We start from the raw sequence: 23,359 nt of genomic DNA, 5'->3' as shown, positions 1-23,359 counted from the left end.
ATTTTAATTTTTAGGAGCACACAAAAAATGAAAAAATGGAAACGCATCTTAATTCCTTTATTCATACTTATTGTCTTAAGTATAGGAGGTCATTATTTGTATGTACATATGATTACAAAACGTGCAGATAATGAAATAAATAAAGTTATTCATAAATCAGGAATTCCACAAGATGAAATCATTGCTATTAAAAATATAAAATGCCATATTCCTCCATTTGCATATGGCCATGAATGGTTTTCTAAAACGATCACAACGAAGAAAGATTACGCAAATTGGCAAAAATGGGTAAAGGAAAAAAACATTTTGTTAATGGACAGCCGTTAACCAGTAAAAATGAACAAAAATTAAATTCACCAAACAACTGCGAGCTAGCGTATTCTTTTGCTTATTACAATGATTCTAAAAGGATTTATGCTTACTATGCTGTTGGTAATGACGCTTTAATGAAAGAAGACCAAGTAAAAGGAAGGTTTGCTTATACCATCCTTTCAAGTGTTTTATATTATTCCTATTGAGCATTGAAGTGCTTCATTCATCAAATAGTACAATCTCCATGAATAAAAAGTGCTTCTTGTTCATTTTTTTTGTATAATAAAGGAAAAAAGATGGGGAGACTAAAGCATGATACATATTGGTAATGATTGGGACGAGTTATTAGCAAACGAATTCAAGCAAGATTATTATTTAAAGCTTCGTGAGTTTTTAAAATCTGAATATGGGACAAAGCCAGTTTATCCAGACATGTATGATATTTTTAATGCGTTAAAATATACTTCTTTTCATCATACAAAAGTAGTCATCCTTGGGCAGGACCCGTATCACGGAAAAGGGCAAGCTCACGGGCTTTCGTTTTCTGTGCAAAAAGGGGTTAGAACGCCACCTTCCTTGCAAAATATTTATCAGGAGTTACAAAATGATTTAGGCTGTTACATCCCAAATAACGGCTATTTAAAGCATTGGACCGATCAAGGCGTTTTGCTATTGAATACAGTTCTCACTGTTCAAGGAGGTCAGGCTAATTCACATAAAGGAAAAGGGTGGGAAGCGCTAACAGATAAAATTATCCAGCGATTAAATGATAAGAAAGAGCCGCTTGTCTTTTTGCTGTGGGGGAATAATGCCAAACAAAAGCAAGCGCTGTTAAATAATCCAAATCATGCTGTGTTTACTTCAAGCCACCCAAGCCCTTATTCTGCTGATTACGGATTTTTTGGTTCAAGGCATTTTTCAAAAACAAATGCTTTTTTGGCGGAACATGACTTAACGCCAGTTGATTGGCAAATTCCTAATGTTTAATGGTTTTTAGCAATCTGTTTGGCTTTTTCAGTGTTAGCAAAGTGTTGTTTTGTGTACTTAGACAGCGTTTCTAGGCCGTACCGCTTGATAATTTCAGCAGCGACCTGATCAACGCGTGAACCCGCTCCTTTTGTAAGAGGCATGCCTAGTTCGCGTTCCATTTCCAAAAAGGCTTCAACAAATTTATAACGAGCAATAATTGAAGCGGCAGCAACGGCTAAATGTAAACCTTCCGCTTTTGTAGCGAAATAAACATCTTCGCGAATAATTTCAGGTTCTTCAGTAAGATAACGATAATACGTATTTTTTTCGGCAAATTGGTCAATTAAAATGGCTTCGGGTTTTTCTGGATAAATGCGTTTTAGTACATTACTAAGTGCGCGGTTATGTAATAGTGCTTTGATTTTGCCTTGGTTCATACCTTGGTGCTCGATCTCATTGTATTTTGGGTTTGGACAAATAAGGACGCTGTTTGGAATAATTGGGATGATTTGTTTTGCAATCGCACAGATTTCTTGATCTTTCATTGCTTTGGAATCTTTGACGCCGAGCTGTTTTAAAAGTGGCATTTTTTCGCGTGTAACATAGCAAGCGGCAACAGTGATTGGGCCGAAGAAATCGCCAGTTCCAACTTCATCTGAGCCAAGAACATTTTTTTCAGCAAAACCTTGGGGCAATACAGGTCGCTGTTTTTGTGGTTTGGTGTTGGGGAGAGAAGTTGCTTTACCCCAGAGAGCCGCTTCATTTTGACTATTTGTACCTTGAAACATCACTTTACCTGATTTGTAAGCTGTAATCGTCATTCCTGCTTTTTTTGCGCTAAAAATGGCACCAGGAGGAACCTTGGCTATTAAAAAAGGGGAGTAGCTTTCTTTCATTTGCATCATACATGACATTTCTACTTGGATAACAGTATTCATTGTTAAACGCTCCTTCTTTTAATTAGTCCCTATTGTATCATATTTAGGGATAAGAAAGCAGCTCCGTCTCTAGATGGATTATTTTGGCAAATGATGGCTCATTCTTTCATTTGAGTGTTTTTCATGATACTATTGAAAGAAGTAAAGGTAACATTTTCAGTTAAAGGAGCGATTTTAGTGGCTGATGAGCAAAAGAACCGAATAACAACGACAATTTATGGACGCGAATATACCATTGTCGGTACTGAATCTGCCGCACATCTTAGACAGGTTGTAAGAGCTGTTGATGATAAAATGCACGCGATTAGCTTACAAAATAAAACGCTTGATAGTGGAAGATTAGCGGTTCTAACTGCGGTTAATGCCACACATGATTATCTTCTGCTCGAAAAAAAGGTTCGCGATTTGGAAGAACAACTAGCGAAATATAAAGGACTAGATTCATGATTTTAAATATTATTATTATCATTTTACTTGTTTTTGGATTGATGAATGGCTATAAAAATGGCTTTATCCGACAGTTGATTTTAACCTTAGGCTATATTCTGTCGCTGTTTGTTGCTTATAAATATTATGCGATGTTAGCCCCGCACTTGTCTTTTATTCCATATCCTTCAGCGGATAAGTCAAAAGAGGTTTATCAGTTACTTGAAGTACTTCATACAAAAGAAGCGTATTATAATGTGCTTGCTTTTATTTTGATTTTTCTTGTTGCGGTCATTATTGTGCATATGCTAGCATCACTTGTTACTGGTGTTACGCGCATTCCTATTTTACGTCAAGTAAATGGGCTTATTGGCGGGTTATTAGGACTTGTTCAAGTTTATTTGATTATTTTTTTAGTGTTATATATCGGTGCGATTTATCCAGCACATTGGATGGTTAACTTTATTCATGATTCTAGTATTGCCCAGTGGATACTAGAAAATACACCAGTTTTATCAAAGCGTTTTTATGAATGGATGACTGGAGTAATTCCTAAATAAAAGAACTAGGAAGCTTAGATGATTATGAAATAAATGAACGGCAAGCGCTTTGTTTTCTTTGGTTTCTCATATTTCCGGTTTATAAGCATCTACTTCCGGATTTTGTCAAACGCTAGAAAAACAAGCGCTTTTGTTTGCTTATCTGAAAGAATCAATATAAGAGGTGAATTGAGTGGTAAAAAGTAAAAAAGAAATCATTCATTTATTAGAAGAGATTGCCACATATATGGAATTAAAAGATGAAAATCCATTTAAAATTTCAGCTTTCAAAAAAGCAGCACAAAGTATTGAAAACGATCAACGTAGCTTAGCTGAGATGGATGATATCCTCTCTCTTAAAGGAATCGGAAAAACAACAGGACAAATCATTCAGCACTTCCTTCAAACAGGAAAATCACCTGAACTTGATCAGTTAAAAAAAGAAGTACCAGCTGGTTTAATACCACTTCTAGACGTCCAAGGCTTAGGTGGAAAAAAACTAGCTCGCTTATATCATGAGCTAGGTGTTATCGACCGAGAAACGCTATTACGTGAAGCTCAAAATGGACATATTGAAGCGCTAAAGGGGTTCGGGGAAAAATCAGTTCAAAAAATAATGGAAGGTGTAAAAGAGCTTGGAACACGTCCGGATCGTTATCCAATTGACGACGTGCTTCCGGTTGCTGAAGAGATTGAAGAATATTTAGCAAGCATTCGTGAAATTAAGCAGTTTCACCGAGCTGGCAGCTTACGACGTTTACGTGAAACCGTTCGTGATTTGGATTATGTGATTGAAGCTGAACATGCAGATCAGGTTCGGGCGTCATTACTTCAATTACCGCTAATCAGTGAAGTAACAAATGCCGGTGATACAAAAGTTTCGATCGAGGTAAATACATCCATTCAAATTGCTATTGATTTTCGTATCGTAAAACCTGATAAATTTATAACAGCATTGCATCATTTTACTGGTTCTAAGGATCATAATATTCGCATGCGTCAAATTGCTAAAGATCAAGGTGAAAAAATCAGTGAATATGGCGTTTTAGAAGCAAATGGCCATACGCTTACTTTTTCATCCGAAGAGGCCTTTTTTAAACATTTCAAACTACCATTTATTCCCGCTGAACTAAGACTTGATGGAACAGAAATTGAAAAAATAAAGACAAAGCATGACTTTGTTTCAGTGGCAGATATTCGTGGTGATTTGCATATGCACACAACCTGGTCAGATGGTGCTTATTCTATTCAAGAAATGATTGAAGCCTGCATAAAAAAAGGATACGAATATATGGTGATTACGGATCACGGCAAGTTTTTACGAGTAGCCAATGGGTTAAATGAAAAACGATTACTCGAGCAAAATCAAGAGATAAAAAAAGCAGCTGCAAATTATCCTGAAATTGATGTTTATGCTGGAGTTGAAATGGATATTTTAACAGATGCAACACTTGATTTTTCAGATGAAGTGTTACAGCAATTGGATTTTGTGATCGCTTCGATTCATTCTGGTTTTTCACAAACTGAACAAGAAATTATGAAGCGCTTAGAAACAGCCTGTTCAAATCCGTATGTTCGCCTAATCGCTCATCCAACTGGCAGAATTATTGGCAAGCGTGAACCTTATAAAGTCCGTGTGAAAGAACTTATAAAAATGGCAAAAGAAACCCATACGGCACTTGAGTTAAACGCTAACCCAAAACGCCTTGATCTAAACGCAGAACATCTACAAATGGCGCAAGAAAGCGGCGTGAAACTGGCTATTAATACAGATGCCCATGACACGACTCACCTTGATTTTATGGATATTGGCGCACGAGTTGCTGTGAAAGGCTGGCTTTCAAAAAGTGATATTATTAACACGATGACAAGAAAAGACTTTAAACAGTTTTTAAAAAAGAAATGAACCAAAAATGAGGAATGACAAATGAAAAAAAGAGTTGAAAGTCTACTTGAATTTGACAAAATAAAAAAACAACTTGAAGAATATGCTGCCTCACCACTTGGTGTAAAAGCGATTAAATCCCTTTCACCAAGCATCAATTTTGATGAGGTAGAAAAAGCACAAGCAGAAACAGAAGAAGGGGCAAAAGTGATCAGATTGCGTGGTAGTGCCCCAATTGCTGGTCTATATGATGTTGCCGCTCAGCTGAAGCGCCTTGAAATTGGTGGAGACTTAAATGGGCTTGAAATTTATCAAATTGGTAGTAACTTGCGTGTTAGTCGAACAATGAAAGATTTTATGGCAGATTTAGTAGAGCAAGGCGTATTGTTGCCGCGCTTAGAAGCGTTGGCAGCTGAACTAATGGTATTACGTGAATTAGAAGAAGTCATCACGCTGTCTGTTGATGAAACAGGGCTTTTGCTTGATACAGCCAGTGAAACCTTAAGAAGCATCCGGCAATCGCTTAGTCGAACGGAAGGACGTGTACGTGATAAATTAGAGTCCCTTTTACGTGATCGAAATGCAAGTAAAATGTTAAGCGATGCTGTGATCACGATTCGAAATGATCGCTATGTTTTACCAGTTAAGCAAGAATATAAAGCTCATTATGGCGGGATCGTACATGATCAATCGGCTTCTGGGCAAACTCTTTTTATTGAACCACAAAGCGTTGTTGATTTAAATAATCAACGACGTGAGCTCCAGGCAAAAGAAAAGCAAGAAATTGAACGCATTTTAGCTGCGATTTCTGCTGAACTAGCTGAACACGTTCAGGAAATCCATCATAATACGTATGTGCTTGCTCAATTCGATTTTATTATAGCTAAGGCAAGGTATGGTAAAGCAATAAAATCTGTCACACCTAAATTAAATCAAGAAGGGCAAATTAAACTTTGGGCAGCAAGGCATCCTCTGCTTGACCCTGAAAAAGTAGTAAGTAATGATATCATTTTAGGTGAAGATTACCAAGCTATCGTTATTACTGGTCCAAATACCGGTGGGAAAACCATCACCTTAAAAACACTCGGCTTACTTACATTAATGGCTCAATCTGGTTTACAAATTCCAGTCCAAGAAGATTCTGTTATTGCCATTTTTGAAGAAATTTTTGCTGATATCGGTGATGAGCAGTCAATCGAACAGAATTTAAGTACATTTTCTTCACATATGACAAATATTGTCGAGATTATCAAAAAAATGAATAAACGCTCGCTTATTTTGTTTGATGAACTTGGTGCTGGAACAGATCCACAAGAAGGCGCTGCGCTGGCGATTGCTATTTTAGATGCTGCACTTAGGCAAGGAGCGACAATCGTTGCAACCACACATTACCCTGAATTAAAGGCCTATGGTTATGAACGAAAACAAGTGACAAATGCTTCTGTTGAGTTTAATATTGAAACACTTAGCCCAACTTATCGATTGTTAATTGGCATACCAGGTCGAAGCAATGCTTTTGACATTTCTAAGCGTCTCGGATTAAATGAAACGATCATCCAAGAAGCACGTTCTTTAATTGATACAGAGAGTGCTGATTTAAATGAAATGATTTCAAGCTTAGAAGAAAAACGCAACTTAGCAGAAAAAGAATACCAAGAAGCGAAAGAAGTCGCACAAGGTGCAGAAAAGTTACTACAAGATTTGCAAAAAGAAATTCGTACCTACTACAACCAAAAAGACAAACTCATAGAAAAAGCGAACGAACAAGCAAGAGAAATTATTGAAAAAGCAGAAGTTGATGCTGAAGCGATTATTCATGAGTTAAGGACACTGCAATTGCAGGGAGCAAGTGGTGTGAAAGAGCACCAACTAATCGATGCTAAAACAAGACTCACCCAAGCTAAACCGAAGACGATACAAAAAAATGTGATTCATTCGCCAAAACAAGTAGATCATAAGCTAACATCAGGGGATGCAGTCCGTATCTTGTCACTTAATCAAAAGGGGACATTGCTGGATAAAGTAAATCAGCATGAGTGGAACGTTCAAATCGGGATGATTAAAATGAAGATCAAAGTAACAGATCTTGAATATATTGCAAAAGAGGAACCAAAAAAAGAACGAATCATCACGAATATTCGCGGCAGTGATCCAGTGAAAGCCGAGCTCGATTTAAGAGGCGTACGCTACGAAGATGCATTACAACAACTAGATAAGTACATTGATGAAGCACTTTTAGCAGGTTATGGACAGGTAGCGATTATCCATGGTAAAGGAACAGGAGCACTTCGAACAGGTGTCACTGAATTCTTAAAAAATCACCGCATGGTTAAATCGTTTCGTTTTGGCTCAGCAGCAGAAGGTGGAAACGGCATTACAATTGCTGAATTAAGGTAAACAATAAGCAAATAAATAGCGAATTCACTAGAACGAATGTATACTAAGATAAGAGAGTATTTTTTGAAGGAGATGGTGTAAAATGGCAATTCAAGAAATTACAGATGCACAGTTTGAACAAGAAACAGGAACTGGCCTTGTTCTAACTGATTTTTGGGCGACTTGGTGTGGCCCTTGCCGCATGGTAGCGCCTATTTTAGAAGAAATCGCAGCAGAACGCGAGGGTCAATTAAAAATCGTTAAAATAGATATTGATGCTAATCAAGAAACACCAAAACAATTTGGTATAATGAGCATCCCGACACTTTTAATAAAAAAAGACGGAGAAGTAGTCGATAAGGTTATCGGTTATCGTCCAAAAGAAGATTTGGATGAAGTTATCAATAAATATTTATAGCTTATGCTAAAGTGAAAGAGAGTTTGTGACATAAAGCGATTTAGCCATTTGAAGAATATGGTGTAAATACGCCGATTTCAAGTGATCAATCGAGCGAGAGCGAAAATCTCGTCGCCGATTTATTTCGCTTATGTCCCAAACTCTCCTTTATTTTATTAAGAAAAATGGAGTTGGAATTACATGGTATCTAGTCATATTCAAAATAAATTAGCATTGCTTCCAGATCAGCCAGGTTGCTACCTAATGAGAGATAAGCAGGGAACGATTATCTATGTAGGGAAAGCAAAAATTTTAAAAAATCGCGTCCGATCCTACTTTACAGGCACCCATGATAGTAAAACACAGCGCCTTGTCCAGGAAATTACTGATTTTGAATATATTGTCACTTCGTCTGATGTTGAAGCCCTTTTACTTGAAATTAATTTGATCAAAAAACATGATCCACGCTTCAATATTCGTTTAAAAGACGATAAAACCTATCCGTTTATCAAAATTACAAATGAGCGGCACCCACGCCTCATCATTACGCGTCAAGTAAAGAAGGACAAAGGCAAATATTTTGGTCCCTATCCAAATGTATATGCCGCAAATGAAGTAAAAAAAATCCTTGATCGCCTTTATCCACTTAGAAAGTGTACAACATTACCAAACAAAGTCTGTTTGTATTATCATTTAGGACAGTGTTTAGCACCATGTGTTTTTGAAGTAAGCAAAGAAACATACCAAAAAATGTTTGACGAAATTGTTAGTTTTTTAAATGGTGGTTATAAAAAAGTAAAGCAAGAACTGCTTACAAAAATGAACCATGCCGCTGGATCAATGGAATTTGAAAAAGCTGCTGAATTTCGTGATCAAATTAACGCGATTGAAACAACAATGGAAAAACAAAAAATGACGATGAATGATTTTGTCGATCGTGATGTATTTGGTTATGCTATTGATAAGGGCTGGATGTGTGTTCAAGTATTTTTCATTAGACAAGGGAAGCTCATTGAACGCGATGTATCGCAATTTCCTTTTTATAATGATGCAGATGATGATTTTCTCACATTTATTGGCCAGTTTTACGAAAAAGCAAACCATATTGTTCCAAAAGAAGTTTTCTTGCCAGATGATGTGGATCAAGAAGCTGTGCAAGCGCTTTTACCTGATACAAAAGTACTTGTCCCCAAAAGAGGGAATAAAAAAGAACTCGTAAAACTCGCTTATAAAAATGCTAAAATTGCCTTAAATGAGAAATTCATGTTGCTTGAGCGCAATGAAGAAAGAACGGTGGGCGCAACAAATAAACTTGGTGAACAAATGGGAATCCCCACACCAACACGCATTGAAGCGTTTGATAATTCTAATATCTACGGAACAGACCCTGTTTCAGCGATGGTCACTTTTCTTGACGGAAAACCAAGCAAAAATGATTATCGCAAATATAAAATTAAAACCGTAGCAGGTCCAGATGATTATGCAACCATGCGTGAAGTAGTAAGAAGGCGTTATTGGCGCGTGCTAAAAGAAGGTTTGCCACTTCCAGATTTAGTCTTAATTGATGGTGGAAAAGGACAAATTGACAGCGCAAAAGATGTTTTAATTAACGAACTTGGACTGGATATTCCAGTTGCAGGCTTAGCTAAAGACGATAAACATAAAACAAGCCAATTACTTTTCGGTGAGCCACTTGCGATTATTCCCCTTGAACGAAATAGCCAAGAGTTTTATTTATTGCAACGCATTCAAGATGAGGTCCACCGGTTTGCGATAACTTTTCATAGACAACTACGCAGTAAAACAGGCTTTCAATCAATTTTGGATGGTATTCCAGGTGTTGGACCAGGACGTAAGAAAAAAATCTTGCAACATTTTGGTTCCATGAAAAAAATCAAAGCTGCATCAGTTACAGAATTGCAAAAAAGCGGAATACCAAAGCAAGTTGCCGAAGCCGTTTATCAAAAAGTTAGCGATTTAAGTAAAGAAATGAACAACAATGAAGAATAGAGGGAGGAAAAAGTATGGGGCTTGTAGTCTTAAAATTTGGTGGAACTTCTGTAAGCACTACCGGAAAAATTGCTAAAACAGCAGAGCAAGCAATTCGTGAACAAAAAGCAGGGAACAAAGTGATCGTCGTTGTTTCAGCAATGGGGAAGTCCACTGATAAATTGCTGGGAATGGCAAATGAAATCAGCCAGACTCCTGATAAGCGCGAGATGGATATGTTACTTTCAACCGGAGAACAAGTTACGACTTCGCTACTTGCAATGACACTTAAAGCGCACGGACAAAAAGCGATATCACTCACTGGCTGGCAAGCAGGAATTGAAACGGAAGAACTTCATGGTAATGCCCGAATTTTAGATATTGATACAGATCGTCTTCAAATGGAGTTAGATGCCGGGAATATTGTTATTGTAGCAGGATTTCAAGGAATAACGGCTAGCGGTGAACTAACAACGCTTGGCCGCGGAGGCTCTGATACAACAGCAGTGGCGCTTGCTGTTGCGATGAACGCAAATAAATGTGCAATTTGTACAGATGTTGATGGTGTTTATACAACAGACCCCCGTTATGTTAAGCGTGCAAAAAAATTAACACAACTCACTTATGATGAAATGCTTGAATTAGCCCATTTAGGAGCAGGAGTACTACATCCGCGCTCCGTTGAATACGCGAAAAACTTCCGTATACCACTGGAAGTACGTATGAGTCACGGAACAGAAGTAGGGACAATGATTGAGGAGGAAATAACAGTGGAAAATACGAAAGTTGTAAGAGGCATTGCTTTTGAAGACCAGATGACTCGTGTCACGATTCATTGGGAAGATAAAAAAGAAATGCACGTCTCAAAAGTATTTACAGAACTTGCCCAAAAAAATATTGATGTTGATATTATTATTCAAGGAATTACTGGCCTTGGCCATGGCAATCTTTCTTTCACAATCAAAAGTGCTGAATTACTCGATACACTTACTGTTTTAGAAGATAAAAAAGCGGAAATAGGCTATAGCGACTTAGAATCTGAACAAAACCTTGCTAAAGTTTCGATTGTTGGCTCAGGGATGGTATCAAATCCAGGTGTTGCAGCCCGCATGTTTGAAGCATTAACCGAAGTGGATATTCCAATTAAAATGATTAGCACCTCAGAAATTAAAGTTTCAACCGTAGTCCCCGATAAAAAAATGGTAGAAGCCGCTCAAGTTCTTCATGATATATTTGAGCTAGAAAAATGAGTCTGGATATACACAAAATAAATCAGCGACAAGCGCTCGCAATTCGCATTGAAGAGGATTGCCAGACTTCCGGTTCTCACGTACAGTCGTACGCTCCGCTTCCGGGTTCTGGCAATCCTCTTAATCGTGTTCGAAATGTAGTATCTACGCTCTATTTGTTGAATCGCATTTTCTCATTATTATTCTATAGTTTCTTTACGATCCCATTTAACAATGAGAACGGCTTCTTTTTTACGTGAATTAATTTCATCATAGGCTTCTGTATAAAGCTTTTTTTGTGATTGTAGCGATTCTGCAATAAAGCCTGCTTCTAATTTAAAAGTTGGTGAATTTTGTTTTTCAAAGCGGCCTGATATTTGATTTCCAAAAAGGCGAATATGAAGTTCATCTTTTTTATCCTTCATGATTTCTAAATCACCGAAAGAAGCTTTTTTAAAGAAAGCGACAACCTCATCAAATGTTTCAAGTGGAAACTGACGAGCGAGATCTTTTCCTGCCCAATATAAAATATGAGGAGCTTCTTCACCAAGTAATTCTGGTAGCAAATAATCACGATATAATTCATGCGCAAAACTAGGAACAAGTTCAAGCTCCATTTGTTCTACGTCGTTATTTTCAATTTTGTCTGTCATATGGTTAACCCCACTTTCCTGTAACTATTATAACCAAAATTGTCCATAAATTGGAAGCAAAATTATAATTTCACAAAAAATACTTGCTAAATGCAGAAAAAAATAAGAAAATATATACGTATAGTTTTTTGGTATTAATAAATAGAAATTGAGGCGAAACTGTGAAACAAGCAATTGGTTTTATTGATTCTGGGGTAGGCGGTTTGACAGTAGTAAAAGAAGTATTAAAACAGCTTCCTCATGAACAAATTTATTATTTAGGCGATACTGCACGTTGTCCTTATGGCCCGCGTGATATAGAAGAAGTGAAAGAATTTACTTGGCAAATGACTAATTTTTTAGTTGAACAAGGTGTTAAAATGATTGTCATTGCCTGTAATACAGCAACAGCAGCGGCGCTAAAAGATATTAGAGCGAACCTTAATATCCCAATTATTGGTGTTATTCAACCTGGTTCACGTGCTGCACTGAAAGAAACACGAAACAATCACATCGGCGTGATCGGAACGGTTGGTACAGTACAAAGCCTAGCGTATCCTAATGCTTTACGAGGATTAAATCAATATGTTGAAGTAGACTCGCTTGCTTGTCCAAAATTTGTTCCTATTGTTGAATCCTTTGAATATAAAAGTCCTATCGCCAAAAAAATTGTTGCCGAGTCTCTTTTACCACTTAAAAGCACAAAGATCGATACGCTTATTTTAGGCTGTACTCATTATCCGCTTCTTAAGCCAATCATCGAGAATGTTATGGGCGACGATGTAACTGTTATTAATTCTGGTGAAGAAACAGCCAGCGAAGTAAGCGCATTACTTGATTATCATGATTTATTAGAAAAACAAGTAGGCAAAATCAATCATCGTTTTTTCACGACCGGATCGGTAGATATTTTTAAAGATATTGCTTCAGACTGGTTAGATTTTAAAGATATGGTAGTAGAACACATCCATTTAGGATAAACAAAGGAGATTAGATTTTAAGATGAGAGTCGATGAACGAGAAAAAAACCAACTACGCGAAGTGATCATTGAAAAAGATTATTTACTTCATCCAGAAGGTTCTGTTTTAATCACTTTTGGCGATACAAAAGTCATTTGTTCTGCAAGTATTGAAGAAAAAGTCCCTCCATTTATGCGTGGAGAAGGAAAAGGCTGGATTTCAGCAGAATATGCTATGCTACCAAGGGCAACACAAACACGTAATATTCGCGAATCTGCAAAAGGAAAAGTGACTGGTAGAACAATGGAAATCCAGCGCTTAATTGGACGAGCATTGCGTGCTGTCGTTGATCTTGAAGCACTAGGCGAAAGAACAGTATGGCTTGATTGTGATGTTATTCAAGCAGACGGTGGCACAAGAACAGCTTCTATTACAGGAGCTTTTGTCGCAATGGCCCTTGCTATTAGCCGCCTAAATGAAGAAAAGCCATTTGAGAAATTTCCAGTTCAAGATTTTCTTGCCGCTATTAGTGTCGGTATTTTAGAAGATGAGTCTGTGGTTTTGGATCTGAATTATATAGAAGATAGTCGAGCAAATGTTGATATGAATGTAATTATGACCGGTAGTGGCCGTTTTGTAGAACTTCAAGGCACTGGAGAAGAAGCCACTTTTTCAAATGAAGACCTTACTGAATTACTCAAGCTTGGTCAAATCGGAATCAACCATTTAATTGATCTACAAAAAGAGATTTTAGGTAGCGAAATTACTGCCCAAATCAAAGGAGCCGAATGAATGAAAAAATTGGTTATCGCCACGCATAATCGCGGAAAAGCCAGAGAATTTGAAGCGATGCTAGCTAAATATCAAGTAGAAGTTTTAACACTAGCAGATTTCCCAGATATTAAAGAAATTGAAGAAACCGGGACAACATTTGCCGAAAATGCTGCGTTAAAGGCGGAAACAGTAGCTAAAAAACTAGGAACAACCGTTATTGCTGATGACTCTGGCCTCATTGTGGATGCGCTTCACGGTGCTCCAGGCGTTTACTCAGCTCGTTACGCTGGATTTGATCATAATGATGCTAAAAATAACGAAAAATTACTAGCAGAATTAAAAGGAATTCCAAAAGAAAAACGAACCGCTCGTTTTCATACAACGTTAGCAGTTAGCTCACCAAGAACGACAACTGATTTTTATACTGGCGAATGTTCTGGCCTTATTGCTGAAAAACCATCTGGAGAAAATGGCTTTGGCTATGATCCACTTTTTTATGTCCCTGAAAAAGGAACAACGATGGCCAATTTACCTTCAGAAGAAAAAAACAAAATCAGTCACCGAGCGAATGCACTAAAAGAACTTGCAAAAAACATCGAAAAACTACTAGCAAAAATTGAAGAAAAATGAGAAAATATAACACAGAGCACAAAAGGAAGGACGATAAATTTGAAATTATTAGTAGTTAGCGATAGTCACGGGGAACAGGACTGTTTACTTCATTTGAAAGAAAAATATGCTAATGATACCGATGCGCTAATCCATTGTGGCGATTCAGAACTAGAAGCGAGTAATAACGCAATAGATGGCTTTAAAACAGTACGAGGTAACTGTGATTTTGGTACAGATTTTCCAAATGAACTCGTTTTTGATGTGGAAGGTTATCGGGTTTTTGTAACCCATGGCCACTTATACAATATCAAAATGACGTTAATGAATTTACGTTACCGTGCGCGTGAATTAAATGCTGATTTTGTATTTTTTGGGCATTCACATGAACTTGGCGCCGATATGATGGATGACACACTAATTTTAAACCCTGGCAGTATTTCATTACCACGTGGCCGCGTCAGAATAAAAACCTATGCCCTTGTTGAAAGTGCTGAAAATGGCGTTTGTGTACGTTTTATGGATAACAACGATCAAGAGCTAACGGAGCTAACGCAAATTTTTCCATTAAGAAACGCATAAATTCATCTTTTTGGGAAATTTTTCTAAGAACTTTTAGAAAACCATTGACAAAAGCGTAGATTCAACATAGAATGATAGTTGGCTGTGAATTTTTAGCCATTTGTCCTGATAGCTCAGCTGGATAGAGCAACGGCCTTCTAAGCCGTCGGTCGGGGGTTCGAATCCCTCTCAGGACGTTGATTTTAAAGATATGCTATTACCGAATGGGGCAGAGGCTGGGCAGAAAAGGTTAAAATGGGTTTTAAACTCAATTTAACTTTTTCTGATCAGTCTTCTTTTTAGTTCAAGTGCAGTTAGTTTCCCAGCACGACAGCTTGTAATTAGAGCGACTATTTTATCATCTCGCTCATTATTTTAGACTGAAAAAGTATAAATACCTTGTTCTTGGACACTTTGAAATGGGGCGGGTAAGTTATTCTACTGAATCACTAAAACTTTAATTTGTGAGGAGCTGAATTGAGTTGAAAAATATAATTTTTGGCAATGTATTTAATTATTATGACGCTGCTTGGGTAGTGATTGCCCCGATTATTTTAATTGCTATTTTAGTAGTAGCATTTATGTCAATACGTTATTGGATAAAGAGATTTAAGAATAAAAAGTTTATTAATCATAAACAGTGATAAAAAAACAGAGCTTTAAGAGTGTGAAAATTAATTACTCTTAAGGCTCTGTTTTACTCTATATCATCTCAAATGTAGTAGAAGGCCACTTCTATTCATGATATAATAATTATGCAGTGGTAAAGCAAGAAAGATGGTGGCTAAATCTCTAATTAGGGGTGATGCCTATGGTTTTGCTTCCAGAAAGGAACACACATGTCTTCTTACGAAGCATTGATGTTTGCGGTAGCATTTGCTACGCTCATCGTGTTATAGTATTAGACTTCAATAAACCAAAAAAGTAACCATCAATTTTAGCGAGGCGATTAATGGTTACAACGTAACTTTATAAAGCTAGCTACCGTCTTTTAAACGGTACCACTGCAGTTTAGAGAGATATGTTCGAGCATGTCTCTCTTTCCATAGTTTATTGTAACATATATTTGTGTTTACGTAAATCTAAATATACGCATTGCATTTGAAAAATTATGCCTAAAAAGTTTGGAGCAGAAATGGGGAAGAACTTAACAACTTTCAACTATTTTTGACTTCTTTTATCTGCTTTGTTAAAACCCCAAATGGCTTTAAATAGCGGTTGAATTCTCTAAAATTCGGTTTTCTCTATGGGCATCTAAGCCGTTGGACAGGAGTTCGAATTCCTCTCAAGATGTTTTTTAATGATTAAATTTATATAGTATATTCGTGGCGTTTTTTGTGACAAAATATCTTAATCATAATTAAAGAATTTATCAGCTTCAACTAATTATTTTTAAGTGTGCCATTACTTAAATAACTATAATATGTCCTAATCGATCTACTACTCTAGCTTCAACACATAATCTTCTATATGTGTGACAAAATTTATTTGCTTATTTTTTTCGTTGCAATAGTTCTGGGAGACTATTATCGATTTCGCAAAAAAACGATCAAAATAAGGAATTAATCTTCACACTTTGACTGTATGCAGTTTTAATGTAAGAACTTACTAAATGAAGGGTGTTTTAACTATGAAAAAGTGGAAAATTATTCTAGGAAGTTTACTGTTATTCATCGTTTTAGCAATAAGTGGCGTTTATCTGTATATTTATCTTACTACAAAGCACGCTGATCAAGAGATTGATAAAGTCATTCATCAATCTGGAATTCCAAAAGATCAAGTGATCGTTATTCAAAAGACAGAATGTAACTTTCCTTCTGTGTCTTTGGGTTACGAATGGTTTACAAAAAAAATCACGACAAAAAAAGATTATGCAAACTGGAAAAAATTAGTACAGACAAATCATCGTTTTCTAAACGGCCAAAGATTGACAGATAAGAATAAAGAAAAATTAAATTCTCCTGTTAATTGTGAGCTTATTTATTATTTTAGCTACTCTAACTACACTAAAAAAGTGGATGCACGTTATGTTCCTGCTACTAAAGCAAAAGAAGTAAAGAGCAAGTTTGCTTATACTTTATTGGATAGCGCTTTGGTTGTGGATTGATCTTATGTTTATCCTTAAAGCAGACATCCAAAAACAACTTATCAGGCTAAACAGAATGACGTTATTGACGTATCAAAACCAATGGATTTCCCGTGTGTTATTTGCATGGGAAGTTTTTACTTATGGATGTGCTAGTAAAGCAAATGCAACAAATACTAAAAATGTTGAGCCTTATGAATATGTCTAGATGACAAAAGTGTAAGGATATATGCTTGGCCATTCATGATATAATAATAAAAAAATAGATTGGAGAGAGTCGATATGAAAAAAATAATTTTTCCAATTTCATTATTGATTATAGCTGTAATATTACCATTAATTGAATTGTCAGGTCGTTTTGATTATCTTGATGAAAATAACGTACTACATGAAAATGGTTTTTTTAGTGTTCAACTAGCAGTATTACTATTTACCACTGGATTAATATGGTTAGTTATCATTTGCGTCAGGTCTTTTTTTAACAAAAAGAAGTTGAATAAGGCAAGTTGATTCTGTAGAGGTTTACAGGATCAAGTTATTTTCACGAATGGGTTTGTTATATTCCTAATAGTGTAAAGAAAGTCTGAATTGCAGTTTGCAAGATCTTTAAATAGAAAAAATAGCACCTAGCCAATTTTTTGGCTGGGAGTTATTTTTAATAACTATCACTAAAAATAAAAAATAAAAGTAACTCTTGGAGTAGTACTCGAGATTTTTTTAGTTTTAATATAAATATTTAAGAAGTTTACGCTTATATATTTAACGTTTATGATAAAAAGTGGGTCATTCATTATATTTTTTGTTTTGTATCCGATTTCATGATATGATGAAAATGGAAATAAATAACAAAAAAGGAGAGAGTAGAAATGAGCATGAAAAAAGGAGTTCTTGCTTTGGTTATATTTGGATTGTCTTTAGTTTTAGGCATGTCTAGTCTATCAATTGTAGCTGGGGCTAACAATGATCTTTCTCAGAATGAAACTCAAGCGAGTCAGGATGCAGTTATTCATGCCCTCTATGAAAAAGCAATTAGACAGGGGAAAGTTGTTGAAAAAAAATATAGATACGCTGCATTTAAAGAAAATTATAATCTTTCGAAGCAAGATTATGAAACATGGAAAAAGGCTCTTGGAAAAGGGCTCAGTTATGATGAATGGTTTGATAAGATTGTTAATTATGGTGCATTTCCAGATGGGGAGGGGCATTCACCATCTGAACCGAAATTGAGCTTACGTGGTACGCAAACACAAAACGGAAATAAATTAAAAAACGCGATCCAAAAAGGTGATATCTTGATTATATCTAACGGAGGATTCGGGCACGCAGCTATAGCAACTAGTGATAATTATATTCTTGAAATGTATGGTGGAGGGAATATTTGGAACTGGACGACAAGTGGTATTAGCAATAATAATCGACAGTTTAGTAAAAATAATTGGATTTTTGGTGAAAAAGAACAGGGATTAACATCAAGAAGATATATCGATAATTGGATACAACTTTGGCGAATACCTAATAAAAGTATGGCGAATAAATGTGCGAGCTATGCAGATGCTACATTTTGGAATAGTTCTCATGGTTATAAGAAAAATAAGTACATTAATTATCGTGTAACATCTGCGACAACAACAAGAGATCCTAACTATTGTTCCAAAATGATCTTTCAATCCTTTTATTATGGTAGTGGAAGTGCTGAAGTAGTTGATTCTGCAATGGCAGGTTTAACTTTTATCAGTCCAGGCGCTTTGCCAAATGTATTTACAGGAAAATATACACCATATAAAGTAGGGACTTACTAAATGGAGGAAGTGACAACAATGAAAAAGTGGAAAATTGTTTTACTAGTTTTACTTATTTTAATTGTGGTGGCAGTTCTTGGTTATCTTGCTTATACTCACCTTAAAACAAACCAAGCTAATAAGCGAATAGATCAAACAATTAAATCAGCAAATATCCCGGACAGTGAAATTATTGTTTTGCGTAAGCCTACTTATAATTCTGAAGTTTTTGGTTCAGAATGGTTTACAAAAGTTATTACTACTAAAAAAGATTACCAAACTTGGAAGAATATGGTGAAGAAAAAACATAAATTCTTAAATGGTGAAGAATTAACAAATAAAAATGAAGCTAAATTAAATTCTGTTAAAAATTGTGAATTAACCTATGAATTAACTTATGAATCGGTAAATCGTTCTGTGAGATCTGTTTATGGATATGGTGAAAACTCTGCTACAAAGCAGCAAGTAGAGACCGATTTTTCATATAGAATATCTAGGAAAGATTTTTAGTAGTTTTCATTTAGAGCTATAAAAAAATGTTGAATTCACTTTTATGCGAATTAGAATAATAAATAAATTTTTGCACAACTCATAATCAATGGATTAGGGATTTTGGTGTCCACACAATCCACTAGTTACAGAGTCTCAGGACGATTGGCGTTTAATGACGTTTAGAAAATCGGTCTTGAGGCTCTCTTTTGTTCTCTGGTACAGGGCCTTAATCTTTAAGTCCACTTATCGATATCATCTAAATAACACCTCGTATAATGATTTGTAGGTTTTTTGCGAGCTCTTGGTTAGGGAGGGCTAGACGATTGATTTGTAGCTAAACTATTTAAAAATAAAAAAAACATGCCCAAAACGGGTTACTAACCTTCTTAAGCCTTTGTGTGATTTTTCCTTTTGCTAAATTAAGTATATTTTAAAGTAATGTATATTTACCACTTGAAATGTAAGCGGTTACATGATATTCTTTAATTAAAGTAAGCGCTTTTAAATTTAAAATATCAATAAAGAATAATAAAAGCACCTTAAATAACCAATAAATGACCATACTCAAAGGAGGTGTATCTCATGTGAAAAATAAATCCCAAATGTTTCTTGTCTAAGGAAATTATAAAAACACAACACGAGATTAAAGGAGATGAATACAATGAAAAGAAAAGTTATCCAAACACTTAGTATTGCTACAGTCATTGGTTTAGGAGGAATGACTCTCCCACTTGACCAAGTAAGCGCTAAAGGAGAAAATGAAAGCGCATCTAAAAGTAAACAACAACAAATCACTGAGCTTCAAAAGAGTACAAATAAAGCACAACTACGCGTATTAGGAGATATTGGAAATGGATACGAAGCCATTTCACATAAAATGGTCAAGCGCGATAAATATGCTAAATGGGGCATTGAACCCCTTAATTTGACAAAACAGCTTGTAGATGGTTGGTATGCAGCTTTACCCAAAAAATTTAACGATGGCAAGATCTCATTTGATAAACTAATTTGGTTATTGTGGAATTACCAAAATATAATGAAAGCAGCAAAAAATGAAGACGCAGCATATGATTTCCTAAAAGATGAGATCGGTCTTAAAATACAAGGCGGCAATATGGAAACAGTTAAAACAGATTTACAGAAAGCAACTAAAAAAAATCTATATACAACGATTTCTAATCCTTATATTAATCGTACAAGTGATATACAAAAATTCAATACCTCTTCTTTCCAAAAAAAATATACGCAAACGATTAATACCAAACTAACCAATGGCTTAAAATCTACTTTTGGCTATAAAGTAACAACTTCTGCTACACTTCCAGGTGTTGGAGGTGTAAGTACAGAATTAAGCTTTGGTCTAGAATATAATATGTCTCATGAACAAGGAACAATCACATCAGAAGAACGCACATACACTGCTCCAAGTCAAACGGTTACAGTGAATCCGAAAAGACAAGTTAAGGTAACCGAAGTTTTGGATCTTTATTCACAAGGTGGAACACAGAAAATGAAAGGTAACTTTACAGTAACATTTGACAAAAATAAAACAGGCATTGCTGTTAACCTAAATGATATCAATTCCGGTCTGATTTGGCTTGAAGTTGACCAAAATCATATGAATAGTGTGTACGGACTAACTGAGATCTTAGGACCTGATACAGGCCAAATTGATGGGAAAACAATTGAAACAGAGGGCTTAGGAGGAACTTTCAATATTGACGGGACAGTAATCGGGCATACTGTATTGCTCCAAGAATTCGATTTAGATGGAAATCCTGTCTCAGGATCTAAAGTTCTTAGTAAAAAATTTGTTAAACAGTAAACAATAAGTTGTATGGGAAATATTCAAAAAAAGAAAGCTAGCGAGATAAATTGCTAGCTTTCTTTTTTTGATAAGCTCTATTAAGCGCCTATATGTAGCATCGAAAATATTTCATTTTTATAATAATTTAGCGTGGGCACTTCATATCATTTCGTATGCAATTGTGATAAAATAAAAGCTGAAATTATGAAGGGAAATCAGATCGTAAAGGTATCAAAAAAATACCGATCAATGATAAAATAAGAAATCACATATATAAGGAGAACGTGATGAAATGACCTATGCACTTGAAATAAAAGATCTAAAAAAAGTATATTCATCAGGAGTTGAGGCGTTACGTGGGATCAATTTAACTGTAGAAGAAGGAGATTTTTATGCACTTTTAGGGCCTAATGGTGCCGGAAAATCAACAACAATTGGCATTATTACTTCACTTGTTAACAAAACATCAGGAAAAGCAAGTGTTTTTGGTTATGACTTAGACAAAGACTTGGTTCAGGCTAAACAGCAGATTGGCTTAGTTCCTCAAGAGTTCAATTTTAACCCATTTGAAACTGTCCAACAAATTGTTGTTAATCAGGCTGGATATTACGGAGTTTCGCGTAAAGAAGCATTAAAGAGGAGCGAAAAATACTTGAAACAATCAGACTTATGGGAAAAACGTAATGTCCGCGCTCGAATGTTATCAGGTGGAATGAAACGCAGACTAATGATTGCACGTGCATTGATGCATGAACCAAGCTTACTTATTTTAGATGAACCAACAGCAGGAGTTGATATTGAATTAAGACGAGAGATGTGGAAGTTCTTAAGAGAATTAAATCAAAAAGGAACAACGATTATTTTAACTACGCATTACTTAGAGGAAGCAGAAATGCTTTGTCGCCATATTGGGATTATTCAGTCAGGTGAGTTAATTGAAAACACCAGCATGAAAGCGCTCCTAGCAAAATTACAGTTTGAAACATTTATTTTTGACTTAGCACCTTTTGAAAAAAAACCAGAAATTATCGGATATAAAAGTTCTTTTGAAGATGAGTTAACACTTGCAGTAGAAGTCGAACGCAATCAAGGAGTTAACGAGATATTTGAGCAGCTCACAAGGCAAGGAATAAAAGTCCTTTCTATGCGTAACAAGTCCAACCGGTTGGAGGAACTATTCTTGAAAATCACAGAAGAAAAACACCAAATGGAGGAGAAAAATGTTTAATCTTTATTTTACAGCCTTAAAAAGCTTAGCGGCAAAAGAAACCAGTCGCTATATGCGTATCTGGGTGCAAACACTAGTACCACCAGTCATTACGACATTGTTATATTTTGTTATTTTTGGCAACCTAATCGGGGGACGTGTCGGACAAATGGCAGGGTTCTCTTATATGGAATTTATTGTACCAGGACTTATTATGATGTCAGTCATTACAAGTGCTTATTCTAACGTGGCTTCATCTTTTTTCTCGCAAAAATTCCAGAAAAATATTGAAGAATTGTTGGTTGCACCTGTTCCTGCACACATTATTGTTTGGGGGTTCATCATCGGGGGGCTTGGAAGAAGCGTTCTTGTTGGGGCACTTGTAACCATGATTTCGCTGTTTTTTGTGCCACTTCATGTTCATTCGTGGTTTATTGTTATTATTACACTGCTTATGACAGCTGTTTTATTCTCACTTGCAGGTTTATTAAATGGCATTTTTGCTCGGTCTTTTGATGATGTGTCCATTGTACCTACATTTGTTTTGCAGCCATTAACTTATCTTGGTGGTGTATTTTATGCGATTTCAATGCTCCCACCAATATGGCAGGCCATTTCAAAAATCAATCCAATTGTTTATATGATTTCAGGATTTCGATATGGATTTCTTGGAACAATCGATGTACCGATTCTATTATCTATGGCCATTCTTATTCTTTTTATCGCAGCGCTTTATATTAGTTGCTGGTATTTGATTGATAGAGGGCGAGGATTGCGAAGTTAGTATCCTATTTCCGGGGAATCATAACGGTTCGCTTGATTAAAAAAACAATTATAAGGGGATGAGCAGATGGTTATGATTGTGATTACGGTTATCGTTACAGCATTGATTATCGCTATTGAAGTCATTCAAACAGCAAGGAAGAAAAAGAGACAACAAGTGAAAAAACGCGATTTAAAAGAAGTCATGCAAACCAAACATTTATCACATATTGTTGCCTCTTTTTTATCTGAAATCGTGTTGTCAGTATTACTTGTTGCTTTAGTTTGGATGTTATATTTTCTAGCAATAGTGATTACAGAACACAAAGAGGCAGCCTATGCCATGGATGTTACGACAGTTATTGTTGGGGTTGTTACCGTTTTTTCTGCATTAATTGCTTTTTATGAGTTCAAGCAAAGAAAATAAAGGCCGGTAGTAGAAACGCGTGCGATTTGTAAATGATTCATTGAATATTTTCGAATTAAATATGTAATAAAAATAACTAATTATAACTTTAAAGATTCAATTTATACAAGAGTTTTACACAATGGATGTGCACGTAAAAATTATTAAATAAAATAATTTTTATAAAAATTGGGGTGACATATTCGAAAAGCTAAGGTACAATAT

General features: G+C 35.8%; 25 protein-coding genes and 1 tRNA gene. 23 read left to right on the top strand and 3 right to left on the bottom strand.

Features of this window, described 5'->3' with window-relative positions:
• Window positions 1-96: 96 nt before the first annotated feature.
• From G6Q10_RS05040 to G6Q10_RS05030, 3 genes are all read left to right on the top strand, one after another.
• Window positions 97-327, top strand: a complete 231-nt coding sequence (locus G6Q10_RS05040; RefSeq protein ID WP_163653652.1) for a hypothetical protein — start codon at window positions 97-99, stop codon at window positions 325-327.
• Window positions 276-518 carry a hypothetical protein gene (locus G6Q10_RS05035; RefSeq protein WP_163653649.1) on the top strand — a complete coding sequence of 81 codons (243 nt, stop codon included), beginning with the start codon at window positions 276-278 and terminating at the stop codon, window positions 516-518. Before G6Q10_RS05040 ends, G6Q10_RS05035 begins: the two co-directional genes overlap by 52 nt.
• A 106-nt stretch (window positions 519-624) precedes the next feature.
• Window positions 625-1,299 (top strand): uracil-DNA glycosylase, encoded by a 675-nt coding sequence (locus G6Q10_RS05030; RefSeq protein WP_163653647.1) that lies wholly within the window; start codon window positions 625-627, stop codon window positions 1,297-1,299.
• Here the strand turns inward: G6Q10_RS05030 and rnhC are convergent.
• A complete protein-coding gene (rnhC, locus tag G6Q10_RS05025; protein WP_163653644.1) occupies window positions 1,296-2,219 on the bottom strand; it encodes a ribonuclease HIII in 924 nt (307 codons plus the stop codon). The two genes, G6Q10_RS05030 and rnhC, sit on opposite strands and share 4 nt — an antisense overlap.
• A gap of 123 nt (window positions 2,220-2,342) precedes the next feature.
• Here rnhC and zapA point away from each other — a divergent pair, with 123 nt between their 5' ends.
• The 7 genes from zapA (at window position 2,343) to G6Q10_RS04990 (ending at window position 11,081) form a co-directional block, all read left to right on the top strand.
• Window positions 2,343-2,666, top strand: coding sequence for a cell division protein ZapA (gene zapA, locus G6Q10_RS05020; RefSeq protein WP_232057789.1), 324 nt, complete (start codon window positions 2,343-2,345; stop codon window positions 2,664-2,666).
• Window positions 2,663-3,205, top strand: a complete 543-nt coding sequence (locus G6Q10_RS05015) for a CvpA family protein (protein ID WP_163653642.1) — start codon at window positions 2,663-2,665, stop codon at window positions 3,203-3,205. Before zapA ends, G6Q10_RS05015 begins: the two co-directional genes overlap by 4 nt.
• Before the next feature lie 172 nt (window positions 3,206-3,377).
• A complete protein-coding gene (gene polX, locus G6Q10_RS05010; protein WP_163653638.1) occupies window positions 3,378-5,090 on the top strand; it encodes a DNA polymerase/3'-5' exonuclease PolX in 1,713 nt (570 codons plus the stop codon).
• Between the two features lie 21 nt (window positions 5,091-5,111).
• The gene (locus G6Q10_RS05005; protein ID WP_163653636.1) at window positions 5,112-7,466 is read left to right on the top strand and encodes an endonuclease MutS2; all 2,355 of its coding nucleotides are present in this window, start codon (window positions 5,112-5,114) and stop codon (window positions 7,464-7,466) included.
• Between the two features lie 82 nt (window positions 7,467-7,548).
• Window positions 7,549-7,863: a thioredoxin gene (gene trxA / locus G6Q10_RS05000; RefSeq protein WP_163653633.1), complete on the top strand. Its 315-nt coding sequence runs from the start codon at window positions 7,549-7,551 to the stop codon at window positions 7,861-7,863.
• Between the two features lie 180 nt (window positions 7,864-8,043).
• Entirely contained in the window at window positions 8,044-9,852 is a 1,809-nt protein-coding gene (gene uvrC / locus G6Q10_RS04995) for an excinuclease ABC subunit UvrC (RefSeq protein ID WP_163653630.1), read from the top strand.
• A gap of 14 nt (window positions 9,853-9,866) precedes the next feature.
• The gene (locus G6Q10_RS04990) at window positions 9,867-11,081 is read left to right on the top strand and encodes an aspartate kinase (protein WP_163653628.1); all 1,215 of its coding nucleotides are present in this window, start codon (window positions 9,867-9,869) and stop codon (window positions 11,079-11,081) included.
• 179 nt (window positions 11,082-11,260) lie between these two features.
• Here the strand turns inward: G6Q10_RS04990 and G6Q10_RS04985 are convergent, their stop codons facing one another.
• Window positions 11,261-11,713 carry a YslB family protein gene (locus G6Q10_RS04985; protein WP_163653626.1) on the bottom strand — a complete coding sequence of 151 codons (453 nt, stop codon included), beginning with the start codon at window positions 11,711-11,713 and terminating at the stop codon, window positions 11,261-11,263.
• Between the two features lie 161 nt (window positions 11,714-11,874).
• Between G6Q10_RS04985 and racE the strand changes: the two genes are divergently transcribed.
• From racE to G6Q10_RS04940, 9 genes are all read left to right on the top strand, one after another.
• On the top strand, window positions 11,875-12,672 hold the full coding sequence (racE, locus tag G6Q10_RS04980; RefSeq protein WP_163653624.1) for a glutamate racemase: 798 nt from the start codon (window positions 11,875-11,877) through the stop codon (window positions 12,670-12,672).
• Window positions 12,673-12,694: 22 nt separating this feature from the next.
• Window positions 12,695-13,444: a ribonuclease PH gene (rph, locus tag G6Q10_RS04975; RefSeq protein WP_163653622.1), complete on the top strand. Its 750-nt coding sequence runs from the start codon at window positions 12,695-12,697 to the stop codon at window positions 13,442-13,444.
• The gene (locus tag G6Q10_RS04970) at window positions 13,445-14,056 is read left to right on the top strand and encodes an XTP/dITP diphosphatase (protein ID WP_163653620.1); all 612 of its coding nucleotides are present in this window, start codon (window positions 13,445-13,447) and stop codon (window positions 14,054-14,056) included.
• Between the two features lie 39 nt (window positions 14,057-14,095).
• A complete protein-coding gene (locus G6Q10_RS04965) occupies window positions 14,096-14,617 on the top strand; it encodes a metallophosphoesterase (RefSeq protein WP_163653618.1) in 522 nt (173 codons plus the stop codon).
• Window positions 14,618-14,719: 102 nt separating this feature from the next.
• A tRNA-Arg gene (locus tag G6Q10_RS04960) sits at window positions 14,720-14,793 on the top strand.
• A gap of 1,433 nt (window positions 14,794-16,226) precedes the next feature.
• Window positions 16,227-16,703, top strand: coding sequence for a hypothetical protein (locus G6Q10_RS04955; RefSeq protein ID WP_163653615.1), 477 nt, complete (start codon window positions 16,227-16,229; stop codon window positions 16,701-16,703).
• Between the two features lie 261 nt (window positions 16,704-16,964).
• On the top strand, window positions 16,965-17,192 hold the full coding sequence (locus G6Q10_RS04950) for a DUF3955 domain-containing protein (protein WP_163653612.1): 228 nt from the start codon (window positions 16,965-16,967) through the stop codon (window positions 17,190-17,192).
• A gap of 356 nt (window positions 17,193-17,548) precedes the next feature.
• Complete coding sequence (locus G6Q10_RS04945; RefSeq protein ID WP_232057788.1) at window positions 17,549-18,481, top strand: hypothetical protein; 933 nt, start codon at window positions 17,549-17,551, stop codon at window positions 18,479-18,481.
• Between the two features lie 18 nt (window positions 18,482-18,499).
• The gene (locus G6Q10_RS04940) at window positions 18,500-18,970 is read left to right on the top strand and encodes a DUF3139 domain-containing protein (protein WP_163653609.1); all 471 of its coding nucleotides are present in this window, start codon (window positions 18,500-18,502) and stop codon (window positions 18,968-18,970) included.
• Between the two features lie 412 nt (window positions 18,971-19,382).
• On the opposite strand, the gene G6Q10_RS04935 is transcribed toward G6Q10_RS04940, so the two are convergent.
• Window positions 19,383-19,520 carry a hypothetical protein gene (locus G6Q10_RS04935; protein WP_163653606.1) on the bottom strand — a complete coding sequence of 46 codons (138 nt, stop codon included), beginning with the start codon at window positions 19,518-19,520 and terminating at the stop codon, window positions 19,383-19,385.
• 93 nt (window positions 19,521-19,613) lie between these two features.
• Between G6Q10_RS04935 and G6Q10_RS04930 the strand changes: the two genes are divergently transcribed.
• The 4 genes from G6Q10_RS04930 to G6Q10_RS04915 all read left to right on the top strand — a co-directional run bounded on the left by G6Q10_RS04930 (window position 19,614) and on the right by G6Q10_RS04915 (window position 23,155).
• A complete protein-coding gene (locus tag G6Q10_RS04930) occupies window positions 19,614-20,777 on the top strand; it encodes an ETX/MTX2 family pore-forming toxin (RefSeq protein WP_163653603.1) in 1,164 nt (387 codons plus the stop codon).
• 274 nt (window positions 20,778-21,051) lie between these two features.
• Window positions 21,052-21,987, top strand: coding sequence for an ABC transporter ATP-binding protein (locus G6Q10_RS04925; protein WP_163653600.1), 936 nt, complete (start codon window positions 21,052-21,054; stop codon window positions 21,985-21,987).
• Window positions 21,980-22,750 carry an ABC transporter permease gene (locus G6Q10_RS04920; RefSeq protein ID WP_163653597.1) on the top strand — a complete coding sequence of 257 codons (771 nt, stop codon included), beginning with the start codon at window positions 21,980-21,982 and terminating at the stop codon, window positions 22,748-22,750. Before G6Q10_RS04925 ends, G6Q10_RS04920 begins: the two co-directional genes overlap by 8 nt.
• A 66-nt stretch (window positions 22,751-22,816) precedes the next feature.
• Window positions 22,817-23,155 carry a hypothetical protein gene (locus G6Q10_RS04915; protein ID WP_163653594.1) on the top strand — a complete coding sequence of 113 codons (339 nt, stop codon included), beginning with the start codon at window positions 22,817-22,819 and terminating at the stop codon, window positions 23,153-23,155.
• The last annotated feature ends 204 nt before the right edge of the window (window positions 23,156-23,359 follow it).

The sequence above is a fragment of the Listeria sp. PSOL-1 genome (assembly GCF_902806445.1).
Classification (GTDB): Bacteria; Bacillota; Bacilli; order Lactobacillales; family Listeriaceae; genus Listeria.
Note: the sequence above shows the minus strand (reverse complement) of the source record. Positions and strands in the feature narration are given on the sequence as shown.